Here is a 20,213-nt window from a genome sequence, read left to right as displayed (position 1 = left end):
CCTATGGATCCGAACGACACTCCCCCACCGCGGCACGCTGAGCCGCCGACTGACCGGGTCGCTCATGCGGCGCGCGAGGCGTTGCGGCGCGAGGCGCGCCGGCGCGACGAGCCGGAGCCGTCGCTGGGCAGCCGGTTGGGCCAGATCGGCATTCTGGGCTGGACCATCGTCACGCCCACCTTGCTCGGCCTGGCCGCCGGCCGCTGGCTGGACCGCCGGCTGGGCACCGGGGTGTTTTTCTCGGCGCCGTTGCTGATGCTGGGCGCCGCGCTTGGCTTGTGGTTCGCATGGAAATGGATGCACCGGCAAACCGGAGGGAAATCATGATCGCGTCACATTTGACACTTTCGGTGCAGCTCGTCATCGGCGGCGTCGCCGGCTGGTTGGCCGGGGTGCTGCACTTTGCCACGCTGCGCCAGACCGTGCGCCTGTTCGCCGCGGGCGCGGCCGCCAGGGCGCTGCTGCTGCAGGCGGGCCGGCTGGCGCTGCTGGCGCTGATATTTTTCGCACTTGCCAGATTGGGCGCATGGGTGTTGCTGAGCGGCGCGGCCGGCTTGCTGCTGGCGCGCCGCGGCGCGCTGCGCCGCAATGCCCGGGAGGCAACGCAGACCGTCGTGCGAGGTGCCTCGCAAAAAGGAGCGCAACCATGATGACTTCGCCGCTTGCGACGCAGCCGCTGTTTCACCTCGGGCCAGTGCCGATCTCGTCGCCGGTGGCCACGACCTGGGTTGTGATGGCGGTGCTGTGGGCCGGCGCGGCGCTGGTCACGCGCCGCCTGCGTCTGAGCCCGTCGAAAGCGCAGACGGTATTCGAATTGCTGGTGGGCACGATCGACGAGCAGATTCGCGGCACCATGCAGGTCGAACCGGCGCCCTACCGAGCGCTGGTCGGCACCATTTTTCTGTTGATTCTCGCCTGCAACTGGTCGTCGCTGGTGCCAGGCGTGGAGCCGCCGACCGCGCATATCGAGACCGACGCGGCACTGGCGCTGATCGTTTTCTGCGCGACGATTTTCTACGGCATTCGCGTGCGCGGCCTGCGCCGCTATCTGGCGACCTTTGCCGAGCCGACCTGGCTCATGATCCCGCTGAATCTGGTCGAGCAGCTCACACGCACTTTTTCGCTGATCGTGCGGCTGTTCGGCAACATCATGAGCGGCGTGTTTGTGGTCGGCATCGTGCTGTCGCTGGCGGGGCTGCTGGTGCCGATCCCGCTGATGGCGCTGGACTTGCTGACCGGCGCGGTGCAGGCCTACATCTTCACGGTATTGGCGATGGTTTTCATCGGCGCGGCGCTGGGCGAGAGCGAGCCTGCGCATGCCGATAAACAATGAGGAACGATATGAACAATCTGATCCAAGTCGTCAGCATTCTCGCCGCGGCGATCGCCGTATCGTTCGGCGCGATCGGCCCGGCGCTCGGCGAAGGCCGGGCCGTCGCCGCGGCAATGGACGCGCTGGCGCGCCAGCCGGAATCCGCCGGGACGATTTCCCGCACGCTGTTTGTCGGGCTGGCGATGATCGAGACCATGGCGATCTATTGCCTGGTGGTGGCATTGCTGGTGCTGTTTGCCAACCCGTTCGTCAAGTGAGTCCGGGGACGCCATGCATATCGATTGGTGGACGCTCGGGCTGCAGGCCGTCAATGCATTGGTGTTGGTGTGGCTGCTGGCGCACTTTCTGTTCACTCCGATCGTGAAAATTGTCGGCGAGCGCCAGCAGGCCGCGGCGGCTTTGCTGGCCGACGCCGAGGCAGCCCGGCGCGCCGCGCTCGATGCGCGCCAGCAGGCCGAGGCCGACGCCGCGCGTGTGGCACAGCAGCGCGGCAAGGCGCTGGACGAAGCGGCTGCCGAGGCCGGGGCGCTCAAGACCTCGCTGATCGCGGCGGCCCATGCGGAGGCCGAGCGGTTGCGCGCCGCGGCAAATGCGGAGATCGCGGCGGCGCGGCGCGATGCCGCCCAGGCCGATGCCCGCCGAGCCTCGCTGTTTGCGCTCGAGGTGGCCGCGAGACTGCTCGAGCGGCTGCCGCCGGAAGCGCGCGTGGCCGGCTTCATCGACGGACTCGCGGCGGAGCTGGCCAAACTCCCGGGCGATTTGCGCGCTTCGCTGGGCCACGCCGGCGCGCCACTGCGCCTGGTCGCCGCACGCGCCTTGAGCACCGTCGAACAGGACGATTGCCAGCGCGCGATCAGCAAGGCGCTCGGACACGAGGCGGTACTTTCACTTGGCGTCGATCCGGCCGTGCTGGCCGGCCTGGAGCTCGAAGCGCCGCACGCGATCGTGCGCAATAGCCTGCGGACCGACCTGTCGTTGCTGCAGGCTGAACTGCTCGGTCGCGAGGTGTCTCATGACTGAAGCGGGCGACGACACCTGGCTGGCACGCAACCGCGCAACGCTGGCCCGGCTGCAGTTCGCGCCGCAAGCGCGCAGCGTCGGGCGCGTCGAACACGTGGCCGATGGCATCGCGCTGGTCTCGGGTTTGCCCGAGGTGCGCTTAAACGAGTTGCTGCGCTTCGAGACCGGCCAGCTCGGATTCGCTTTGACGCTCGACGTCGAGGCGATCGGCGTGGTGCTGCTCGATCAGAGCGAGTCGATTTGCGCCGGCGCGCGCGTGAGCGGCACCGGCGAAGTCGTCCGCACGCCCGTCGGCCAGGGCTTGCTGGGTCGCGTGGTGGATCCGCTCGGGCGGCCGCTGGATCGCGACGAGGCGCTTGGCGAGACCGTTTTCATGCCGGTCGAGCGGGCCGCGCCGGCGATCATCGAGCGCGACCCCGTGAGCGAGCCGTTGGCCACCGGCATCTTGCTGATCGATGCCCTGTTTGCGATCGGCCGCGGCCAGCGCGAGCTGATCATCGGCGACCGCGCCACCGGCAAGACGTCGATTGCGGTCGATACTATCGTCAATCAGAAGGATTCCGACGTGATCTGCGTGTACGTCGCGATCGGGCAGCGCGCCACGGCGGTGCAGCGGGTGATCGATGCGGTGCGCCGTCACGGCGCGCCCGAGCGCTGCGTTTTCGTGGTCGCGCCGGCCGCGGCGCCAGCCGGCCTGCAGTGGATCGCGCCGTTCGCCGGGATGACGATCGCCGAGTATTTTCGCGACCAGGGCCGGCACGCGCTGCTGGTGATCGACGACCTGACCAGGCACGCCGCGACGCACCGTGAGCTGGCCCTGCTCACGCGCGAGCCGCCGGGCCGGGAGGCCTATCCCGGCGATATTTTCTACCTGCATGCGCGCCTGCTCGAGCGCGCCGCGAAGTTGTCCGGCGAGCTCGGCGGCGGATCCGTGACCGCGCTGCCGATTGCGGAAACCGACGCGGGCAATCTGTCGGCCTATATTCCTACCAACCTGATTTCGATCACTGACGGGCAGATCGTGCTCGATGCGGGGCTGTTCGCGGCCAACCAGCGCCCCGCGGTGGATGTCGGCCTGAGCGTGAGCCGGGTCGGCGGCAAGGCCCAGACCGCAGCGCTGCGCCACGCATCGGGCCGTCTGCGGCTGGACTACTCGCAATTCCAGGAGCTGGAGATGTTCACCCGCTTCGGCGGTATTACCGATGCCCGCATCAGCGCGCAGATCGTGCGGGGCCAGCGCATTCGCGCGCTGATCCGGCAGGCCCGGTTTGCGCCGCTGCCCGAATCGGTCGAGGTTGCGCTGCTGGGCGCGCTGGCCGACGGGCTGTTCGATGCACTGCCGCCGGCGTGCATCGCGACCGCGCGCGAACGGTTGCTGGCCGGCGCTATATCCGGCGACGAAGCGGCGGCCGTGCGCGCGCGGCTGGATGGCATCGTGCAGGATTTGACGCGCGAGGCGGGCCATCGACCGTCCGACGGCGCGAGCGCGCCATGAGCGACAAGCTCAGCGACGTGCAGGCCCGGCTGGACAGCGTCCAGGATCTGGCTGCCGTGGTCGGGGCGATGCGCGGCATTGCCGCGGCACGCGCCAGGGAGGCCCGCGCCCGGCTCGACGGGATCCGCACCTGTGCCGACACCATCGCGCAGGCGATCGGCGCGGCGCTGACGCTGGAGCAAGGCGATTCCGCCGGGACGCCGGACCTGGCGCGGGCCAACGGCGGCCGGATCGTCATCGTGCTGTGCGCCGAACAGGGTTTCGTCGGCGCGTTCAACGAGCACCTGGTGGCGGCCGCCGAGCGCCAATCGGGGGCGCGCGCGACCGAATATTTCTTTGTCGGGGACCGCGGCGCGCTGATCGCCAAAGCCCGCGGCATGCGCATCGCCTGGTGCGCCCCGATGATCGCCCACGCCAGCGAGATGCCGGGACTGGGCGATCGCCTGACCGATGCGCTGTATCGCCGTCTGGCGCGCGGCGGCGTGGATCGGGTCACGATGCTGCACGCGACGCCGCAGGCGACCGAGCCGATCGAGATTGTCATCAAAACATTGCTGCCGTTCGATTTCTCGCGTTTCGCGCGCACCGCAGCGGGGCAGGCGCCGCTGACCACCCTGCCCTTGCCCCGCTTGCTGGCACGGCTGGCCGAGGAGTATATCTATACGCAGTTGTGCGAGGCCGTGCTGCTGTCCTTCGCAGCCGAAAACGAGGCGCGCCTGTTTGCCATGACCTCGGCCCAGCATAACGTGCGCACCAAGCTCGCCGAGCTGACCGGACAATACCGGCGGCTGCGCCAGGAAGAAATCACCGCCGAGATCATCGAGCTGTCCGCCCAAGGTGTCGCCGAGCCCGACGGGCACGAGCGGTAAGCCCCGCGCCGCCTCTGTCCAGCCTGTCCGCCTACCCGCGGCGCCGCGCAAAACCGGGCATACGCCTGACCCGGATAAAAAAATTCAACGGCTTGCGACGGATTGGCCCGGTTGCGCCGTTTAATCGACAAGACGGGCCATATGGCGCTTGCCCGATCAACAAAATCAATCTTTCGGGAGAATTTCATGACGATACTCAAACGCTCGAAGGCGGCGCTCGCGGCGGCGGCGTTGCTGCTGAGCCCGGCAGTCTTTGCCCAAGCCGTGATCGTGGCGCCTATCGCGCCACCGCCGCCACGCGTGGAAGTCATGCCGGCGCCTCGCCCGGGCTATGTCTGGCAGCGCGGTCATTGGCGCTGGGCGCACGGCCGTTATATTTGGGTGCCCGGGCACTGGCGGCTGCGGCATGCCGGGTACCGCTGGGTGCCTGGACATTGGGTGCAGCGCGGTCCTCACTGGCGCTGGATCGAGGGGCACTGGGCCCGTTGAGCCTGCGCTGGCGGCTGGCGCAACGACTTTCGATCGGCTGGTAAGCGAGCAAGATGATGAAAACGTTACTGATTCTGGCCCTGGCGGCGATATCGTTGGCCGGTTGTGTGGTCGTGCCAGCCCGGCCGGTGTATTACCGGCCGCGGGTGGTGGTGTATTGATCGCTGCCGGACAATACCGCACGGCCGGCGAACTGCGGCGCCCCGGGGGGCTATGCCGGCCGATCGGCGCGACCGACGGATCGCCACCTGAATAACCACCCTTTGCGCGCTGGATGGCGCGGGAATAAACGCATTGAGCGAACGAGATCCTGACGCCGAGTTGCTCGCGCGCGTCGGAAAACAAGATCCGGTAGCTATCCGGACCATGGTCGCGCAGAAGCTGCCGCGACTGCTCGCGCTCGCGACCAGATTATTGGGGGACCGGATGGAAGCCGAAGACGTGGCGCAAGACGTATTTGCGCGAGTGTGGAAGCAGGCGCCGCATTGGCGCGAGGGTGAGGCGAGGTTCGATACCTGGCTGCACCGCGTGGCGCTCAACCTGTGCTATGACCGCCTGCGGCGGCAGCGCGAGGAGCCGCGCGACGATCTGCCCGACGGCGCCGACCCTGCCGCGCCCCCCGATCTGGCGTGGGAGGCGCGCTCGCGCGGCGCGCAGGTCCAGGCGGCATTGGCTGCGCTGCCGGTCCGCCAGCGCGAGGCACTGGTGCTGTGCTATTACCAGGAGCTGTCGAATATCGAGGCGGCGAGTTTGATGAACGTCAGCGTCGAGGCGCTGGAGAGCCTGCTCGCCAGAGCACGCCGGGGCCTGCGCGCGCAACTGCAGGGTGCCGGGGGAGATTTGCCATGACGCCAGAAAGATTTCAGACCCTTGTCGAGACCTATGGCGCCGATGAGCGCCATTGGCCCCGTGACGAACGTGTCGATGCGCAGCGTTGGGCCGCCCGGCATCGCGCCGCAGCCGACGAAATGCTTGCCGCGGCCGCCAGCCTGGACGATTTGCTCGCCGCGCACCGGGTCGCGCCGCCCGACAGCGCGCTGATGCGGCGCATTGTTGCGGGCGCACCCAAGCGCATGCTGATCGAGCGTGCGCAGATCTGGTGGTCGAGCGCCATTTTCGCGGGGGCGGGTGTTGCTGGCGCGCTGGCCGGCGCGCTCATCGTGTCGTTTTTTCTTGTGAGTAACGAACCGGCGGCGGGGCATTACGGGGGTGAGCCGCTGACCTCGTTCAGCGGCTCCGTGCAGCAATGGGGGGGATGATGAACGATCGGACCGTGAAGCTCATGTTGGTGGGCTCCCTGATACTGAACGCCTTTTTGCTCGGCGGCATCGTCGGCGGGGGCTATCAATGGCTTACCGCACATCGCCCTGGCCTGGTCGCGCATGCGCCGCCGCGCGCCGCGCTGCGCTTTGCGGCCGACGAACTGCCAGCGGAGCGCCAGCAGGAGTTTATCGCCGCCCTGAAGGCCGCGCGCAAGGGCGCACGTGAGTTTGCCCTGCAAGGACGCGAGGGCCGGCGCGAAGTGCTCGCCTTGCTGGGCGCGCCGCAACTCGACCGCAATGCGCTGGACGCCGCCCTCGAGCGCACGCGTCAGGCCGACATGGCGCTGCGCACCCGCGTCGAGAACAGCGTGGTGGATTATGCCGCGAGCCTGCCGCCCGAGCAGCGCAAGTTGTTTGCCGAAGGGCTCACCCGCAGCGGACAGTGGCGCCGGCCGCCGAAGCGGCGAGCGCCGCGCGACTGACCCGGATCGCGCCGGCGCGGTGGAGCGACGAAGCGACGCAGGGGAAATTTGGCGACGGATTCCGCGCACTGCCACGTTTAATGGCAATACAACCGGTCGAAGGAGCATTTGATGATCGACGTGACCAACCTGTCGGGCATGACGGCCGCGGCGATCGCCGTCAATCGTTTCGGCCTGGGCGCACGCGCCGACGAAGCCGCGCCGGCGCGGCCCAAGGCGTGGTTGCTGCGGCAGTTCGACGCCTATCAGGCAACGCCTGCGGCGCTGGCGAGCCAGCCCGGCAGCGTTGCCCTGGCGACCGATTTGGGCGCGCGCCGGCAGCAAATCCGGCAAAGCCCCGCGATCGATAAGCCGGCGGCCAGAAAGGCGCTGAATCAGGCCATGCGCGGGGCTTATCGTGCCGCCGTCGCCGCGCGCGTGGAGAATGCGCTGAACACCCCGGCCCCGTTCGTCGAGCGGCTGGTGTACTTCTGGTCGAATCACTTGGCCGTGTCGGCCGACAACCCCGTCGTCGCGGGGTTGGCCGGATCCTTCGAGACCGAGGCGATCCGGCCGCACGTGCTGGGGCGCTTCGAAGATATGCTGCTGGCGGTCGAGCGGCATCCGGCGATGCAGATTTTTTTGAATCAGACCAACTCGATCGGGCCCGACAGCATGGCCGCGCGGCGTGCCCAGGCGCTGCACCCGGGACGCAGGTTCGGGCTGAACGAAAACCTCGGCCGCGAAATCATGGAGTTGCATACCCTTGGCGTGCGCAGCGGCTATACGCAGGCCGACGTGACGGAGTTCTCGCGCGCGCTGACCGGCTGGAGCATCGTCCGGCCGCAGGAAGCCGAGCGGACCGGGCGCGCGCCCGGCACTTTCGTTTTTCGGGCGCCTTTGCATGAGCCAGGCGCGCGCCACGTCATGGGGCGAACCTACGATCAGGCCGGCGAGGCGCAGCCGCTGGCGATCCTGCGCGACTTTGCCGCATCGCCCGCCACGGCGCGCCATCTGGCCGAGGAGCTGGCTCGGCATTTTGTCGCGGACACGCCGCCGCCGGCCCTGGTGAGCCGTCTGACCGACACCTTTTTGCGCAGCCGCGGCGATCTGCCGGCGGTCTATCGCACCCTGGTCGAGGCGCCCGAGGCGTGGTCGCCGAACCCCAAAAAATTCAAGACGCCGTGGGAATGGACGATTTCGTCATGGCGAGGCCTCGGCTTTGCGCATCTGGGCGAAATGCACGCCGCGCCGCTGCTGCGCCAGTTGGGGCAACCGGTGTGGCAGCCCGGATCGCCCGCCGGCTACGACGACATCGCGGCCAGCTGGGCCGCGCCCGATGCGCTGGTGCGCCGCGTCGAGTTTGCGCGACGCCTGGCCGCCCGTGTAGGCGACCGGCGCGATCCGCGCGCGCTGGGCAAGACGCTGCTGCTCGGCTCGCTCAGTGCGTCGACCGCGACGGCAGTGGCGCACGCCGATACGGCAGCGACCGGTCTGTCGCTGTTGCTGGTGTCGCCGGATTTTCTCAGGAGATAGCCGCCATGGTGACCCGCCGCAAATTCATTTCGCTCACGGCCGCCGGTGCCGGCGCGATACTCGTGTCGCCCCAGCTCGTGTTCGCCAACGTGCAGACCGAGCATCGTTTCGTTTTCGTGATCCAGCGCGGCGCTGCCGATGGGTTGAGCACCGTGGTGCCGTATGGGGATCCAGCCTATGCGGGGTTGCGCGCCGAACTGGCAATCGACGCGGCCTCCGCCATCAAGCTCGACGGCCTGTTCGCACTGCATCCGTCGCTGGTGGAGACCGGCAGGATGTACGCGGCCGGGCAGGCGCTGTTCGTGCACGCGGTGGCCTCGCCCTATCGGCAGCGCTCGCATTTCGATGGCCAGAACGTGTTGGAAAGCGGCGGCACCGCGCCCTACCAGCTCAAGGACGGCTGGCTCAACCGGCTGGTGACGCTGCTGCCGAAGAGCCGCGAGAGGGCGATTGCGCTGGCGCCGACAGTGCCGCTGGCGCTGCGTGGCCGCGTCGAAGTGGCGTCCTACGCGCCGTCGGCATTGCCATCGGCGCCCGATGATTTACTGATGCGCGTGTCGCAGCTCTATGAGCATGATGCGCAACTCCATCCGTTGTGGGCCTCGGCGATGCAAACCCAGGCGCTGGCCGGCGACATGCGCGGGCGGCAGGATCCGGCCGGGCTCGGCAAGCTGGCGGCGAAGTTCCTGGCACGCCCCGACGGGCCGCGCATCGCCATGATCGAGACTGGCGGGTGGGATACGCACGATGCGCAGAATCCGCGTCTTGCCGCACGCCTGAAGGCGCTCGACACGATGCTCGCAGCCCTGCGCGATCAGTTGGGCCCCGTGTGGGGCAATACGACGGTGCTGGTGGCGACCGAGTTCGGCCGCACCGCCGCTGCCAATGGCACGAGCGGAACCGATCACGGCACCGGTGCGGTGGCGATGCTGGTGGGCGGCGCAGTCAAGGGCGGGCGGGTCCTGGGCGACTGGCCGGGACTCGGCGCCGGTGCCCTGTACCAGAATCGCGACCTCAAGCCGACTACCGCGCTCGATGCGTTGATCGCCGCGGCCGCCGCGCAAAGCTTGCGATTGGATACCGGACGGGTCGCGCACACGCTGTTTCCCGCCGCCGACATGCGCGGCGCGCCGCGCGATTTGATGCGAACCTGAATTTTTTCGTCCCTGCCAGGAGAGTCTCGATGAAATGTCGTCCCCGCATGAGCCGCTGGAGCCTTGCGCTGGCCTGCTGTGCCGCGCTCGGCGGTTGTGTCGTGGCACCCGCGCGCCCACCCCAACCCGCGCCGCGCGTCGAAGTGGTGCCGGTCGCGCCGGTGCCCGGCTATCACTGGGTACGCGGTCACTACCGATGGAATGGTTATCGCTGGGTTTGGGTTCGCGGCCACTGGGTGCCCTGATCGCGGCCTTGACCTGCGCGTCGCACTAGCGCCTCCCATCCCATCGATGCTCCGTTGGCGGAGCATCTTTTTTCCGCTCGCGCATCGCTTGCCGGGCCGTGTTATCGACGGCCCGACGTCGCGGATATTGCACTGTCCGGCGCGCGCCGGCCACCGGGGCAGGCACGAATCGGAGTGTGTCAACCACAATAACGATTCGTTACAGCGCCTTTGTTCGGCAGCGTACATAATAGATATTCAACTTACCGTATCGTATAGAGGCGGTTGCCACGCGCCTGCGCTGCGTCTTGCGAGGCCGCAACGATGCGTGTCAAGCGGGTCCCCCCAGGAAAAGCGCGTCGGCACTGCGCGAAGCTCGCCGGTCTTTGATGGCTGCTGCGGTTCATGCGGCAGCGCCTTGCGGCCATTCGCGCCCGTTCTCATAATTTCAAGGAGCTTGACGATGCAACTCGGCATGATTGGCTTGGGCCGCATGGGCAGCGATATGACGCGGCGCCTGATGAACCATGGTCACGAGTGCGTCGTGCACGACGTGCATCCGCAAGCCGTCGAGGCGCTGCAGGCGCAAGGCGCCGTGGGCGGGCAATCGCTGGCGGATCTGGTGTCGCGGCTTGGCAAGCCGCGCGCGATCTGGCTAATGCTGCCGGCTGCGGTGGTCGACGACGAGTTGGCCAGGCTGATGCCCCTGCTTGAGCCCGGCGACATCGTGATCGATGGCGGCAACTCGTACTATCGGGACGATATCCGGCGCGGCAGGATGTTGGCGTCGAGCGGCGTGCATTATGTCGACGTCGGCACCAGCGGCGGCGTGTTCGGACTGGAGCGCGGGTATTGCCTGATGATCGGCGGCGAGAAGGACGTCATCCGGCATCTGCGCCCGATCTTCACTGCCCTGGCACCCGGAGCCGCCGCCGCGCCGGCCACGCCGAGCCGGCGCCAGGACCAAGGGACCGCGGAGCAAGGCTATCTGCATTGCGGGCCGCACGGCGCGGGGCATTTCGTCAAGATGGTCCACAACGGCATCGAGTACGGCCTGATGGCCGCCTACGCCGAAGGGTTGAACATTTTGCGCAATGCCGACATCGGCACGCGCTCGGGCGACACCGATGCGGAGACGACACCGCTCAGGCATCCTGAGTACTATCAATATCATTTCGAATTGCCGGAAATCGCAGAAGTCTGGCGGCGCGGCAGCGTGATCGGCTCGTGGTTGCTCGATCTGACGGCCGATGCACTGCAAGGCGACCCGACGCTGGAAAAATTCCAGGGCCGCGTGTCGGATTCCGGCGAAGGCCGCTGGACCATCATGGCCGCCATCGAAGAGGCGGTGCCCGCGCCGGTCTTGAGCGCGGCGCTCTACGAGCGCTTCAGTTCGCGTGGCGACGCCGAGTTCGCCAACAAGATTCTGTCGGCCATGCGCAGCGAGTTCGGCGGACATGCCGAGAAACCCGCCGCCAAACCGGGCGCGTAGCGCATGTCGCCCTTTCAGTCGGATGCTTTTGTCTTCTTCGGCGCGACCGGCGATCTGGCCTATAAGCAGATTTTTCCCGCCTTGCAGGCCATGATGCGCGACGGCCACCTCGACATGCCGGTCATCGGTCTGGGCAAGGAAGCTTGGTCGATCGATCAATTCATCGCGCGGGCGCGCCAAAGCATTGAGTCGCACGCCACACTGGACGAGCCGGTGTTCAAAAAGCTGGCGGCGCGGCTACAGTACATTGGCGGCGACTACCAGGACGATGCCACCTACCGGCAATTGCGCACCGCGCTGGGCGACGCCGCGCATCCGCTGCATTACCTCGCCGTGCCGCCCGAATTGTTCGAAGCCGTCGCGACCGGCCTTTCCCGCTCGGGCTGCGCCAAAAACGCGCGCTTGGTCGTGGAAAAGCCATTTGGCCGGGATCTGCCGTCAGCGCAAGCGCTTAATCGGTTGCTCGCCAGGCATTTCCCGCCGAGCGACATTTTCCGCATCGATCATTTCCTCGGCAAGGAGGCGGTGCAGAATTTGCTCTATTTCCGTCTCGCGAATACCTTTCTTGGGGCCGTCTGGCACCGCGATTATGTCGCCAGCGTACAGATCAACATGGCCGAAGCGTTCGGCGTGGCGGGGCGAGGCGGTTTTTACGAGACAGTCGGGGCAATTCGCGACGTGGTTCAAAACCATTTGCTGCAAGTGGTTTCGCTGCTCGCCATGGAGCCCCCCGCCGGCAATCATCCCGACGCCTTGCGCGAGGCCAAGCTGCGGGTCTTCGAGGCGATGCAGCCGATCTCGCCGGCCCACGCCGTGCGCGGCCAATTCCACGGCTATCGCAACGAACCCGGCGTGGCCGCGGAATCGCAGGTGGAAACGTTCGTTGCCTTGCGCCTTTGCATCGACAACGAACGCTGGCGGGGCGTGCCGTTCTACATTCGCGCGGGCAAGCAGTTGCCTGTAAGCGCTACCGAAGTGGTCGTTACGCTCAAGACGCCGACGCCGGCGGTTTTCGATACGGCCGCACCGGGAAAAGCGAATTATTTGCGGTATCGGATCGATCCCGACGTGCTGATCGCCATCGGCACGCGCACCAAGATACCGGGGGAAGCGATGGCCGGGGAAATATCGGAGATCGTCGCCCACCGCCACCCGGGTGACGAGATGCTGCCCTACGAGCGCCTGCTCGGCGATGCGCTGCGCGGCGACGCCACGTTGTTTGCCCACTACGACAGCATCGAGGCAGCGTGGCGCGCGGTGACTCCGATCCTGGGCAATGCCGTGCCGGTGCAACTGTACGACCCGCAAACATGGGGGCCGGCCAAGGCCGATGAAATCGTCGCCGGCACGGGCGGCTGGCACAACCCGATTTCCCCGGAGGAGAACGATGGCGGCGCACGATGAAACCGTTTTTCTGCTCGACGTCGACAATACGCTGCTCGACAACGATCGCTTGCGAGGCGAACTCATGAGTCACCTCGCGCGGGAATTCGGCGTGGAAAACCGTGACCGGTACCGGGAGATTCTCGAGGCGTTGCGCGCCGAGTCGGGCTACGTCGACTATCTTGGCGCGCTGCAGCGCTACCGCCTGACCGACATGAACGACCCAAAGTTGTTATTGATGTCGGCTTTCCTGATGGATTATCCTTTCGCGGATTTGCTCTACGCGGGCGCCTTGGAGGTCATCGCGCATCTGGGCGCCTGGGGAAGGACGGTTATCCTCACCGACGGCGACGTCGTTTTCCAGCCGCGCAAGGTGCAGCGTTCGGGCCTGTGGGACGCGGTCGAGGGCCGCGTATTGATTTATGTGCACAAGGAACAGCGGTTTGACGACGTGGCGCGGTGGTATCCAGCACGCCGCTACGTCATGGTGGACGACAAATTACGCATTCTGGAAGCAATGAAAACAGCCTGGAAGGAGCGTCTGACCACGGTATTCCCGCGTCAGGGCCATTACGCGCGCGATCCCGCGAATCTTGCCAGATACGCGTCGGCGGATCTGACGGTCGAACACATCGGGGAATTACTTAATCACGATTTTTCGGGCAACGCAATGAACGGTGCCGCGCCCGGACAGGAACGCACGATCAGGAGGCAACCATGAATGCCACGACCCAATTGCACGAGCTGGGCCAAAGCCTGTGGCTCGACAATATCACGCGCGAATTGCTCGACAGCGGCACGCTCGATCGTTACCGCAAGGAATTTTGCGTTACCGGCTTGACATCCAATCCGACGATTTTCGACCAGGCCATTGGGCGCACCGACGCCTATGACGCCGCGATTCGCCAGAAAGTCAAAGACGGAGAATCGGGCGAAGCCTTGTTTTTCGAACTGGCCATCGAAGACCTTACGCGGGCCGCGGCGTTGTTCCGCCCGACGTACGACGCCACCGGCGGCGTCGATGGCTGGGTCTCTCTCGAGGTTTCGCCATTGCTGGCCGATGATGCTGCCGGCACGATTGACGCTGCCGTGCGCTTGCACGCCAGCGCACGGTGCCCCAATCTGTTCATCAAGATTCCCGGCACGCCCGCGGGCATCCGTGCGATCGAAGAGGCCATCTTCGCCGGCGTGCCGGTCAACGTCACGCTGCTGTTCTCGCGCGAGCAATATGTCGCGGCGGCGGATGCTTATTGGCGCGGCATTCAGCGGCGGATCGGCGCCGGCCTCGATCCCAAGGTCAACTCCGTGGCATCGATCTTCGTGAGCCGCTGGGACAAAGCCGTCGCCGGCAAGGTGCCATTCGCGCTACGCAATCGCCTGGGAATCGCGATCGCGCGCCGAACCTACAAGGCCTATCGTGAGCGTTTCGCTTCGGCCGCGTGGGCTCGATTTGCCGACGCGGGCGCCCTGCCCCAGCGTCTGCTGTGGGCAAGCACGGGCGCGAAGGATCCGCAGATCTCGGACACCTACTACGTCGAGGCGCTGGCGGCGCCCTACACAATCAACACCATGCCGGAGAAGACGCTGAATGCGTTCGCCGCGCATGGCGAGCTGATCGGCGTGATGCAGGAGGACGGCAGCGACGCCGAAACAACCCTCGATAACTTTGCCAAGGCAGGTATCGATATCGTGGCGCTGGCTGATGAGCTGCAGCGCGAGGGCGCGCAATCCTTCAAGCAGTCCTGGCAAGATCTGATGAATGCGATTGAAACCAAGAGCGTTCAGGCAGGCGCCTCAACCGACACCAAGGAGAACGGTCAACCATGAGCGACGCTGTGCAGACACACTCGCCGACGTTAACGCAAAGCCCGGCCTGGCAGGCGCTGCAGGCGCACTGCCAGACGCTGCGCGGCCAGCATCTGCGGCAGCTGTTCGCCGACGACCCCAAGCGAGGCGAGCGCCTGGCGCTCGAGGCCTGCGGGTTCTATTTCGATTATTCGAAGAACCGTGTTACGGCGCAGACGTTGGCGCTGCTGATTGCACTGGCCGACAGCCGCGGTCTGCGCGAACGCATCGACGCGATGTTCTCCGGGCAGAAGATCAACGCTACGGAGCAGCGCGCGGTGCTCCACACGGCGCTGCGCGCGCCCAGCGATGCAAGCGTGATGCTCGATGGCGAGGACGTAGTGCCGCAAGTGCATGCGGTGCTCGAGAAGATGGAGGCCTTCACGCGCAGGATTCATGACGGGCAATGGCGCGGCTACACCGGCGAGCCGATCCGCAACGTGGTCAATATCGGTATCGGCGGCTCGGATCTGGGCCCGGTGATGGCCTTCGAGGCGCTGCGCCACTACAGCCGGCGCGACATGACTGTTCGCTTCATTTCGAACATCGACGGCACGGATTTCGCGGAGGCCACGCGCGACCTGAAGCCCGAGCAGACGCTGTTCGTGGTCTGCTCGAAGAGCTTCAAAACGCTCGAGACCCTGACCAATGCGCGGTCGGCGCGCGCCTGGCTGCTCAACAAGCTCGTGGACGAGCGCGCGGTCGCCAAGCACTTCGTGGCGGTATCGACCAATGCGAAGGGCGTCGCCGAATTCGGCATCGACACCGACCACATGTTCGCGATGTGGGACTGGGCCGGCGGGCGCTACTCGATGGATTCGGCGATCGGCCTGTCGACCATGCTGGCCGTCGGCGACGAGCATTTTCGCGCCATGCTGGCGGGTTTTCGCGCGATGGACGAGCATTTCCGCACGGCGCCCTTCGAACGGAACCTGCCTGTGCTGATGGGTCTGATCGCGCTATGGAACAACAATTTTCTCGGCGCCGAGACAGTTGCCGTGCTGCCCTACGAGCAGTACTTGAAGCGCTTTCCGGCCTATCTTCAGCAACTGACGATGGAGAGTAACGGTAAGCACGTGACGCTGCACGGCGCGCCAGTCGATTATCAGACCGGACCGATCTACTGGGGCGAGCCGGGCACCAACGGCCAACATTCCTTCTACCAGTTGATTCATCAGGGCACCCGGCTCATTCCGTGCGATTTCATCGGCTTTTGCCAGCCCCTGAATGCGCTGGCGCGTCATCACGATCTATTGATGGCCAATCTGTTCGCCCAGAGCGAAGCGCTCGCGTTCGGCAAGACGCAGGCCGAAGTCGAGGCCGAGGGCACGCCCGACTGGCTGGTGCCGCATCGTCTTTTCGAGGGCAATCGCCCCAGCAACACGCTGCTCGCGGAACGCCTGACGCCGGAAACGCTGGGCCGCCTGGTGGCGCTCTACGAACATAGTGTTTTCACGCAAGGCGCCGTCTGGCAAATCGATTCGTTCGACCAGTGGGGCGTGGAGCTTGGCAAGGCATTGGCCGAGCGAACCATTCCGGAGCTGGAAAGCCCGCAAGAGCCGATGCTGCGGCACGACAGTTCGACCAATGCGCTAATTCGGCGCTACCGCCAGTTGAAGAGGCGCTAGCAATGACGTAAGACGCGACTCGCCCTTCAAGGGGAAACGATCATGCAACGAGGCTATCGCAAACCGCTTTATCTGCTGCCGTTCGATCATCGCCAATCGTACTTGAGCGGTCTGTTCCAATTCAGCGCGCCGCTCACGCTACCGCAGCGCGACGCGGTGATCGACAGCAAGCAGTTGATTTACGAGGGCTTCCAGCAAGCCTTGGCGAAAGGCCTGCCGGCCGCGTGCGCCGCGGTGCTGGTCGACGAGGAGTTCGGCGCCGCCATTTTGCGCGATGCCGCGAAACGTGGCTACACCACCGCGCTCTCGGTCGAGAAAAGCGGTGTCGACGAGTTCGAATTCGAATACGGCGAGAATTATGCCGCGCACATCGAAACGTTCAGCCCGACCTTCGCGAAAATTCTCGTGCGCTACAACCCGGAGGGTGATGCCGCGCTCAATCGTCGGCAGATCGCACGCATCAAGCAACTCTCCGTGTATTGCGGCACCGCGCAGCAACTGTTCATGTTCGAATTGCTGGTGCCGGCAACCGCCGCGCAGATGAAACGCGTCGAACAGGATAAGGACGCATATGACAAACAGCTGCGGCCCGAGCTGATGTCCCGGGCGATTCGAATTTTCCAGAACGAAGGCGTCGAGCCCGATGTGTGGAAGATCGAAGGGCTCGATCGGCGCCAGCATTGCGAGCAGATTGTCCAAACCGTGCAGCGCAACGGGCGCGACGACGTGAGTTGCATCGTGCTTGGGCGCGGCGCGGATGAGGTCAGGGTAACGCACTGGCTGAGCACGGCGGCGAGCGTGCGCGGATTCATCGGGTTCGCGGTGGGGCGCACCAGTTTTTGGCAAGCGCTCGCCGATTATCTGGCGCAGAAAACGACGCGCCAGGAGGCAGCCGCAAGCATTGCCAAGCGCTATCTTGAATGGGTGCGAATTTTCGAGCAGGCGCGACACGCTGGATCCGACCAGCCCTTGACAATCGGGTAATGGGCTAGCCGATGGGAGTGAACCGCAATCCATGAAAATCAGCCCCCTGGCCGGTAAGCCAGCCCCGCCGACGCTGCTGGTCGACATTGCCAAGCTCGTCACGGCATACTACAGCGACCTGCCCGATCCGAGTATCCCGGCGCAACGCGTCGCGTTCGGCACCTCCGGGCATCGCGGCTGCGCGTTCGAGCGCTCATTCAATGAAGCCCATGTGCTGGCCATCAGCCAGGCCATTTGCCGATATCGCCGCCAGCAAGGCATCGGCGGCCCGCTATTCATTGGCATCGACACGCATGCGCTCTCCGGACCGGCTTTTGCCAGCGCGCTGCAGGTGCTGGCTGCCAATGGCGTGGACGTCATGGTCTCGGCCGGCGGTGAATACACGCCGACCCCCGCGGTTTCTCTGGCCATTGTCAATCACAATCGAGGACGCAGCACGGGTCTGGCCGACGGTATCGTCGTTACGCCATCGCACAATCCACCCGACAATGGCGGTTTCAAATACAACCCGCCGCATGGCGGCCCGGCGGGCACCGATGTCACCGGCTGGATCGAAAAGCAGGCCAATAACATTCTCGAGGGCGGCCTGCGTGAGGTCAAGCGAATGACGTTGGCGCAAGCGGAAAAGGCGCCGACCACGCATCAGTACGATTTTCTGGATGCCTACGTGGGCGACCTGGGCAACGTGATCGACCTCGATGCGATCCGCGGCGCGCATATCCGCATGGGCGTCGATCCACTGGGCGGCGCGGGGGTCCATTACTGGCCGGCGATCGCCGATCGCTATCGGCTGGATCTGAGCGTCGTCAATCCCGCCGTCGATGCGACTTTTCGCTTCATGACGGTCGATTGGGATGGGCGGATCCGCATGGATCCGTCCTCCACCTATGCGATGCAGGGCTTGATTGGCCTGAAGGATCGTTTCGATATCGCGTTCGCCTGCGACACCGACCATGACCGGCACGGCATCGTTACGCGCGAGGCCGGACTGCTGCCGCCGAATCACTATTTGTCGGCGGCCATCTACTACCTGTTCCAGCATCGTCCCGACTGGCCCAAGGACGCCGCCATCGGCAAAACCGTAGTGAGCACGCGGATGATCGACCGAGTGTGCGCCAAGCTCGCGCGCAAGCTCCATGAAGTTCCGGTCGGTTTTAAATGGTTTTCCGCGGGCTTGCTGGATGGCACGCTCGGCTTCGGCGGTGAAGAAAGCGCGGGAGCAAGTTTCTTGCGGCGCGACGGTACGGCCTGGACGACCGACAAGGATGGGCTGATACCGGCCCTGCTGTCGGCGGAAATGACGGCGCGCATGGAGCGCGATCCAGGCGAGATCTACCGTGACTTGACGGCCCAGTTCGGCGAGCTGGCCGCCGACCGGGTCCAAGCCGCCGCGACGCCGGCGCAAAAAATCAGGCTGGCGCAACTGGAGCCCCGGCAAGTGAATTCGAAATCCTTGGCCGGAGAACCCATTCAGGCGGTGCTCACGCGCGCGCCGGGCAACGATGCGGCGATCGGCGGTCTCAAGGTGATTGCCGAGCATGGCTGGTTCGCCGCGCGTCCGTCCGGCACCGAAAATATCTACAAGATCTATGGCGAGAGTTCGCGGGGCGAAGCGCATTTGCGCGACATTCTGACCGAAGCCCAGCACATCGTGGATCAGGCGCTTGGCGCGGTCGGCGAGACATAGTCCGTCATAGCCGTGTGTCGCATGGAACCCGCGGGAGGCGTGTGCCTCTAAGCTGCGCTCGGAGCCATCCGCCCGTGAAACCCGCGCGCCGCAGGCCGTTCGCGACGTAGCCGCACTGCCGCATCCATTCCCACGGCAGGCCGGTTCGATAATTTTCGATCATCAGCACGATCGGCCCCTGATTCAAGCCGTAGTGCCATGGCGACACCCAGCCATTGGGATTGGCGGGTTTTCCGGGGTGCGTTGGATTGAAGGAGGCTGTGAAGCCATAGCGATTCGTGCGCTTCAATTTCGCGTGATAAATGAAATGGTCGATCACAGGAAAGACGATCTCCGGGGCAAACGGCAGGGATGCGACCACAGCCCACGGCGAGAGCGTGCCGTCGTCCGGCCCCTGGGGCGCACCGCGGCCGAGGTAGCCGAAAAACTGGCGCTCGATGCCGCCAACCTCAAGCGTCTCGGGACCCGGCCCGTCACTGGCGGTGATGCCCCAGCAACAATCGCCATAGCCGCTGAATTTGAGCGGATTGTCGAGCGCATACCGACGCTGCACCTGGGTCGCGCGGCGGCTATTCTCGAAGTAGTCGATACCTTTATCGCGCATAAAGGCATCCTGGATAGCGCGAAAATCGATCCAAAGATGCGAGAGCTGATGCGTGAACAGCGGCCCCGCGTAGAGATGGTCGATACCGTAGCAGTTTTGCCATGCGTAAGTCGACGTCCACGCGGCATAGCAGCGCTCGGGTAGCGGATGGGTAGGCGAGCCCATTCCGAAGATATAGAGCAGCAATGCCTCGTCATAACCTTCCCAGCGGTATTCGATGAAACCGCTTTCGGGGCGCCAGCCATGCGTTACGGTATCGCCGCCGTTTTGCGCCCAAGCCCAGTCGGCACGCCGATAGAGCGCATCGGCCAGCGCGCGGATCTCCTGCTCGTCGGCCGTGTTCGCGTCGAAGTACACGCCGGCGGTGAGCGCGCCGGCCAGCAGCAATGCGGTATCCACTGTGGATAGCTCACATTGCCAGGCGCGCCGCCCGGTTTGCATATCGAGAAAATGGTAAAAAAAACCGTGATAGCCGGTGGCATCCGGTTCGGGACCCTGCGGGCTGTTCCAGAAGAATCTAAGCGTTTTGAGCGTGCGCTCGACCGCAGCGTCGCGCGCCATCATTGCGCGCTCCACACCCACCGGATAGGCCGACAACGCCAACCCGGTCGCCGCAATGCTGGCCGGCCAAGCGGGAGCGGTTTTGTCGCGCATTAAGCCGTTAACGACACTGGCTTCCTGCAAAAAATAGGAGAACGCTTCCTGCTGCAGCAAGTGCAGTTCGGCGTCCGTGGAGAGTTTCATCGC

The 20,213-nt window shown here is 65.5% G+C and carries 22 protein-coding genes; 21 read left to right on the top strand and 1 reads right to left on the bottom strand.

The features are described from left to right. Positions 1–3: 3 nt before the first annotated feature. From PATSB16_RS08995 to pgm, 21 genes are all read left to right on the top strand, one after another. Positions 4–327, top strand: a complete 324-nt coding sequence (locus PATSB16_RS08995) for an AtpZ/AtpI family protein (RefSeq protein ID WP_047213838.1) — start codon at positions 4–6, stop codon at positions 325–327. Further along, entirely contained in the window at positions 324–650 is a 327-nt protein-coding gene (locus tag PATSB16_RS08990) for an N-ATPase subunit AtpR (RefSeq protein WP_047213837.1), read from the top strand. The genes PATSB16_RS08995 and PATSB16_RS08990 overlap by 4 nt, the downstream gene beginning before the upstream one ends. After that, complete coding sequence (locus PATSB16_RS08985; RefSeq protein ID WP_047213836.1) at positions 647–1,333, top strand: F0F1 ATP synthase subunit A; 687 nt, start codon at positions 647–649, stop codon at positions 1,331–1,333. Before PATSB16_RS08990 ends, PATSB16_RS08985 begins: the two co-directional genes overlap by 4 nt. A gap of 8 nt (positions 1,334–1,341) precedes the next feature. Further along, positions 1,342–1,590 (top strand): F0F1 ATP synthase subunit C, encoded by a 249-nt coding sequence (locus PATSB16_RS08980; protein ID WP_047213835.1) that lies wholly within the window; start codon positions 1,342–1,344, stop codon positions 1,588–1,590. A 13-nt stretch (positions 1,591–1,603) separates the two neighbouring features. Beyond that, a complete protein-coding gene (locus PATSB16_RS08975) occupies positions 1,604–2,353 on the top strand; it encodes a F0F1 ATP synthase subunit B family protein (protein WP_047213834.1) in 750 nt (249 codons plus the stop codon). Next, positions 2,346–3,848 (top strand): F0F1 ATP synthase subunit alpha, encoded by a 1,503-nt coding sequence (locus PATSB16_RS08970; protein ID WP_047213833.1) that lies wholly within the window; start codon positions 2,346–2,348, stop codon positions 3,846–3,848. The genes PATSB16_RS08975 and PATSB16_RS08970 overlap by 8 nt, the downstream gene beginning before the upstream one ends. Further along, complete coding sequence (locus PATSB16_RS08965; protein ID WP_047213832.1) at positions 3,845–4,717, top strand: F0F1 ATP synthase subunit gamma; 873 nt, start codon at positions 3,845–3,847, stop codon at positions 4,715–4,717. Before PATSB16_RS08970 ends, PATSB16_RS08965 begins: the two co-directional genes overlap by 4 nt. Positions 4,718–4,903: 186 nt before the next feature. Continuing rightward, complete coding sequence (locus tag PATSB16_RS08960) at positions 4,904–5,206, top strand: YXWGXW repeat-containing protein (protein WP_047213831.1); 303 nt, start codon at positions 4,904–4,906, stop codon at positions 5,204–5,206. Positions 5,207–5,500: 294 nt separating this feature from the next. Further along, the gene (locus PATSB16_RS08955) at positions 5,501–6,055 is read left to right on the top strand and encodes an RNA polymerase sigma factor (RefSeq protein WP_047213829.1); all 555 of its coding nucleotides are present in this window, start codon (positions 5,501–5,503) and stop codon (positions 6,053–6,055) included. Continuing rightward, on the top strand, positions 6,052–6,465 hold the full coding sequence (locus tag PATSB16_RS08950; protein ID WP_047213828.1) for a hypothetical protein: 414 nt from the start codon (positions 6,052–6,054) through the stop codon (positions 6,463–6,465). Before PATSB16_RS08955 ends, PATSB16_RS08950 begins: the two co-directional genes overlap by 4 nt. After that, positions 6,465–6,950, top strand: a complete 486-nt coding sequence (locus PATSB16_RS08945; RefSeq protein ID WP_047216416.1) for a periplasmic heavy metal sensor — start codon at positions 6,465–6,467, stop codon at positions 6,948–6,950. Before PATSB16_RS08950 ends, PATSB16_RS08945 begins: the two co-directional genes overlap by 1 nt. A 120-nt stretch (positions 6,951–7,070) precedes the next feature. After that, positions 7,071–8,465 (top strand): DUF1800 domain-containing protein, encoded by a 1,395-nt coding sequence (locus PATSB16_RS08940; RefSeq protein WP_047216415.1) that lies wholly within the window; start codon positions 7,071–7,073, stop codon positions 8,463–8,465. After that, complete coding sequence (locus PATSB16_RS08935; RefSeq protein WP_206093695.1) at positions 8,462–9,619, top strand: DUF1501 domain-containing protein; 1,158 nt, start codon at positions 8,462–8,464, stop codon at positions 9,617–9,619. Before PATSB16_RS08940 ends, PATSB16_RS08935 begins: the two co-directional genes overlap by 4 nt. 29 nt (positions 9,620–9,648) lie before the next feature. After that, positions 9,649–9,864, top strand: a complete 216-nt coding sequence (locus PATSB16_RS08930) for a YXWGXW repeat-containing protein (protein ID WP_047213826.1) — start codon at positions 9,649–9,651, stop codon at positions 9,862–9,864. Positions 9,865–10,306: 442 nt separating this feature from the next. Then, the gene (gnd, locus tag PATSB16_RS08925) at positions 10,307–11,335 is read left to right on the top strand and encodes a phosphogluconate dehydrogenase (NAD(+)-dependent, decarboxylating) (protein WP_047213825.1); all 1,029 of its coding nucleotides are present in this window, start codon (positions 10,307–10,309) and stop codon (positions 11,333–11,335) included. A gap of 3 nt (positions 11,336–11,338) precedes the next feature. Next, entirely contained in the window at positions 11,339–12,739 is a 1,401-nt protein-coding gene (zwf, locus tag PATSB16_RS08920) for a glucose-6-phosphate dehydrogenase (protein ID WP_047213824.1), read from the top strand. Then, positions 12,723–13,439 (top strand): HAD family hydrolase, encoded by a 717-nt coding sequence (locus PATSB16_RS08915; RefSeq protein WP_047213823.1) that lies wholly within the window; start codon positions 12,723–12,725, stop codon positions 13,437–13,439. Before zwf ends, PATSB16_RS08915 begins: the two co-directional genes overlap by 17 nt. After that, a complete protein-coding gene (gene tal / locus PATSB16_RS08910) occupies positions 13,436–14,545 on the top strand; it encodes a transaldolase (protein WP_047213822.1) in 1,110 nt (369 codons plus the stop codon). The genes PATSB16_RS08915 and tal overlap by 4 nt, the downstream gene beginning before the upstream one ends. Further along, positions 14,542–16,191, top strand: coding sequence for a glucose-6-phosphate isomerase (pgi, locus tag PATSB16_RS08905; RefSeq protein WP_047213821.1), 1,650 nt, complete (start codon positions 14,542–14,544; stop codon positions 16,189–16,191). The genes tal and pgi overlap by 4 nt, the downstream gene beginning before the upstream one ends. A 42-nt stretch (positions 16,192–16,233) precedes the next feature. Then, entirely contained in the window at positions 16,234–17,175 is a 942-nt protein-coding gene (locus PATSB16_RS08900; RefSeq protein WP_047213820.1) for a 2-deoxy-5-keto-D-gluconate 6-phosphate aldolase domain-containing protein, read from the top strand. Positions 17,176–17,206: 31 nt separating this feature from the next. Next, positions 17,207–18,862, top strand: coding sequence for a phosphoglucomutase (alpha-D-glucose-1,6-bisphosphate-dependent) (pgm, locus tag PATSB16_RS08895; RefSeq protein ID WP_047213819.1), 1,656 nt, complete (start codon positions 17,207–17,209; stop codon positions 18,860–18,862). A gap of 4 nt (positions 18,863–18,866) precedes the next feature. Here pgm and PATSB16_RS08890 read toward each other — a convergent pair whose 3' ends face one another. Then, the gene (locus tag PATSB16_RS08890; RefSeq protein ID WP_047213818.1) at positions 18,867–20,210 is read right to left on the bottom strand and encodes a glucoamylase family protein; all 1,344 of its coding nucleotides are present in this window, start codon (positions 20,208–20,210) and stop codon (positions 18,867–18,869) included. Positions 20,211–20,213 lie beyond the last annotated feature (3 nt).

Source organism: Pandoraea thiooxydans (genome assembly GCF_001931675.1).
Taxonomy (GTDB): domain Bacteria; phylum Pseudomonadota; class Gammaproteobacteria; order Burkholderiales; family Burkholderiaceae; genus Pandoraea; species Pandoraea thiooxydans.
This window is presented reverse-complemented; position numbering and strand designations above follow the sequence as displayed.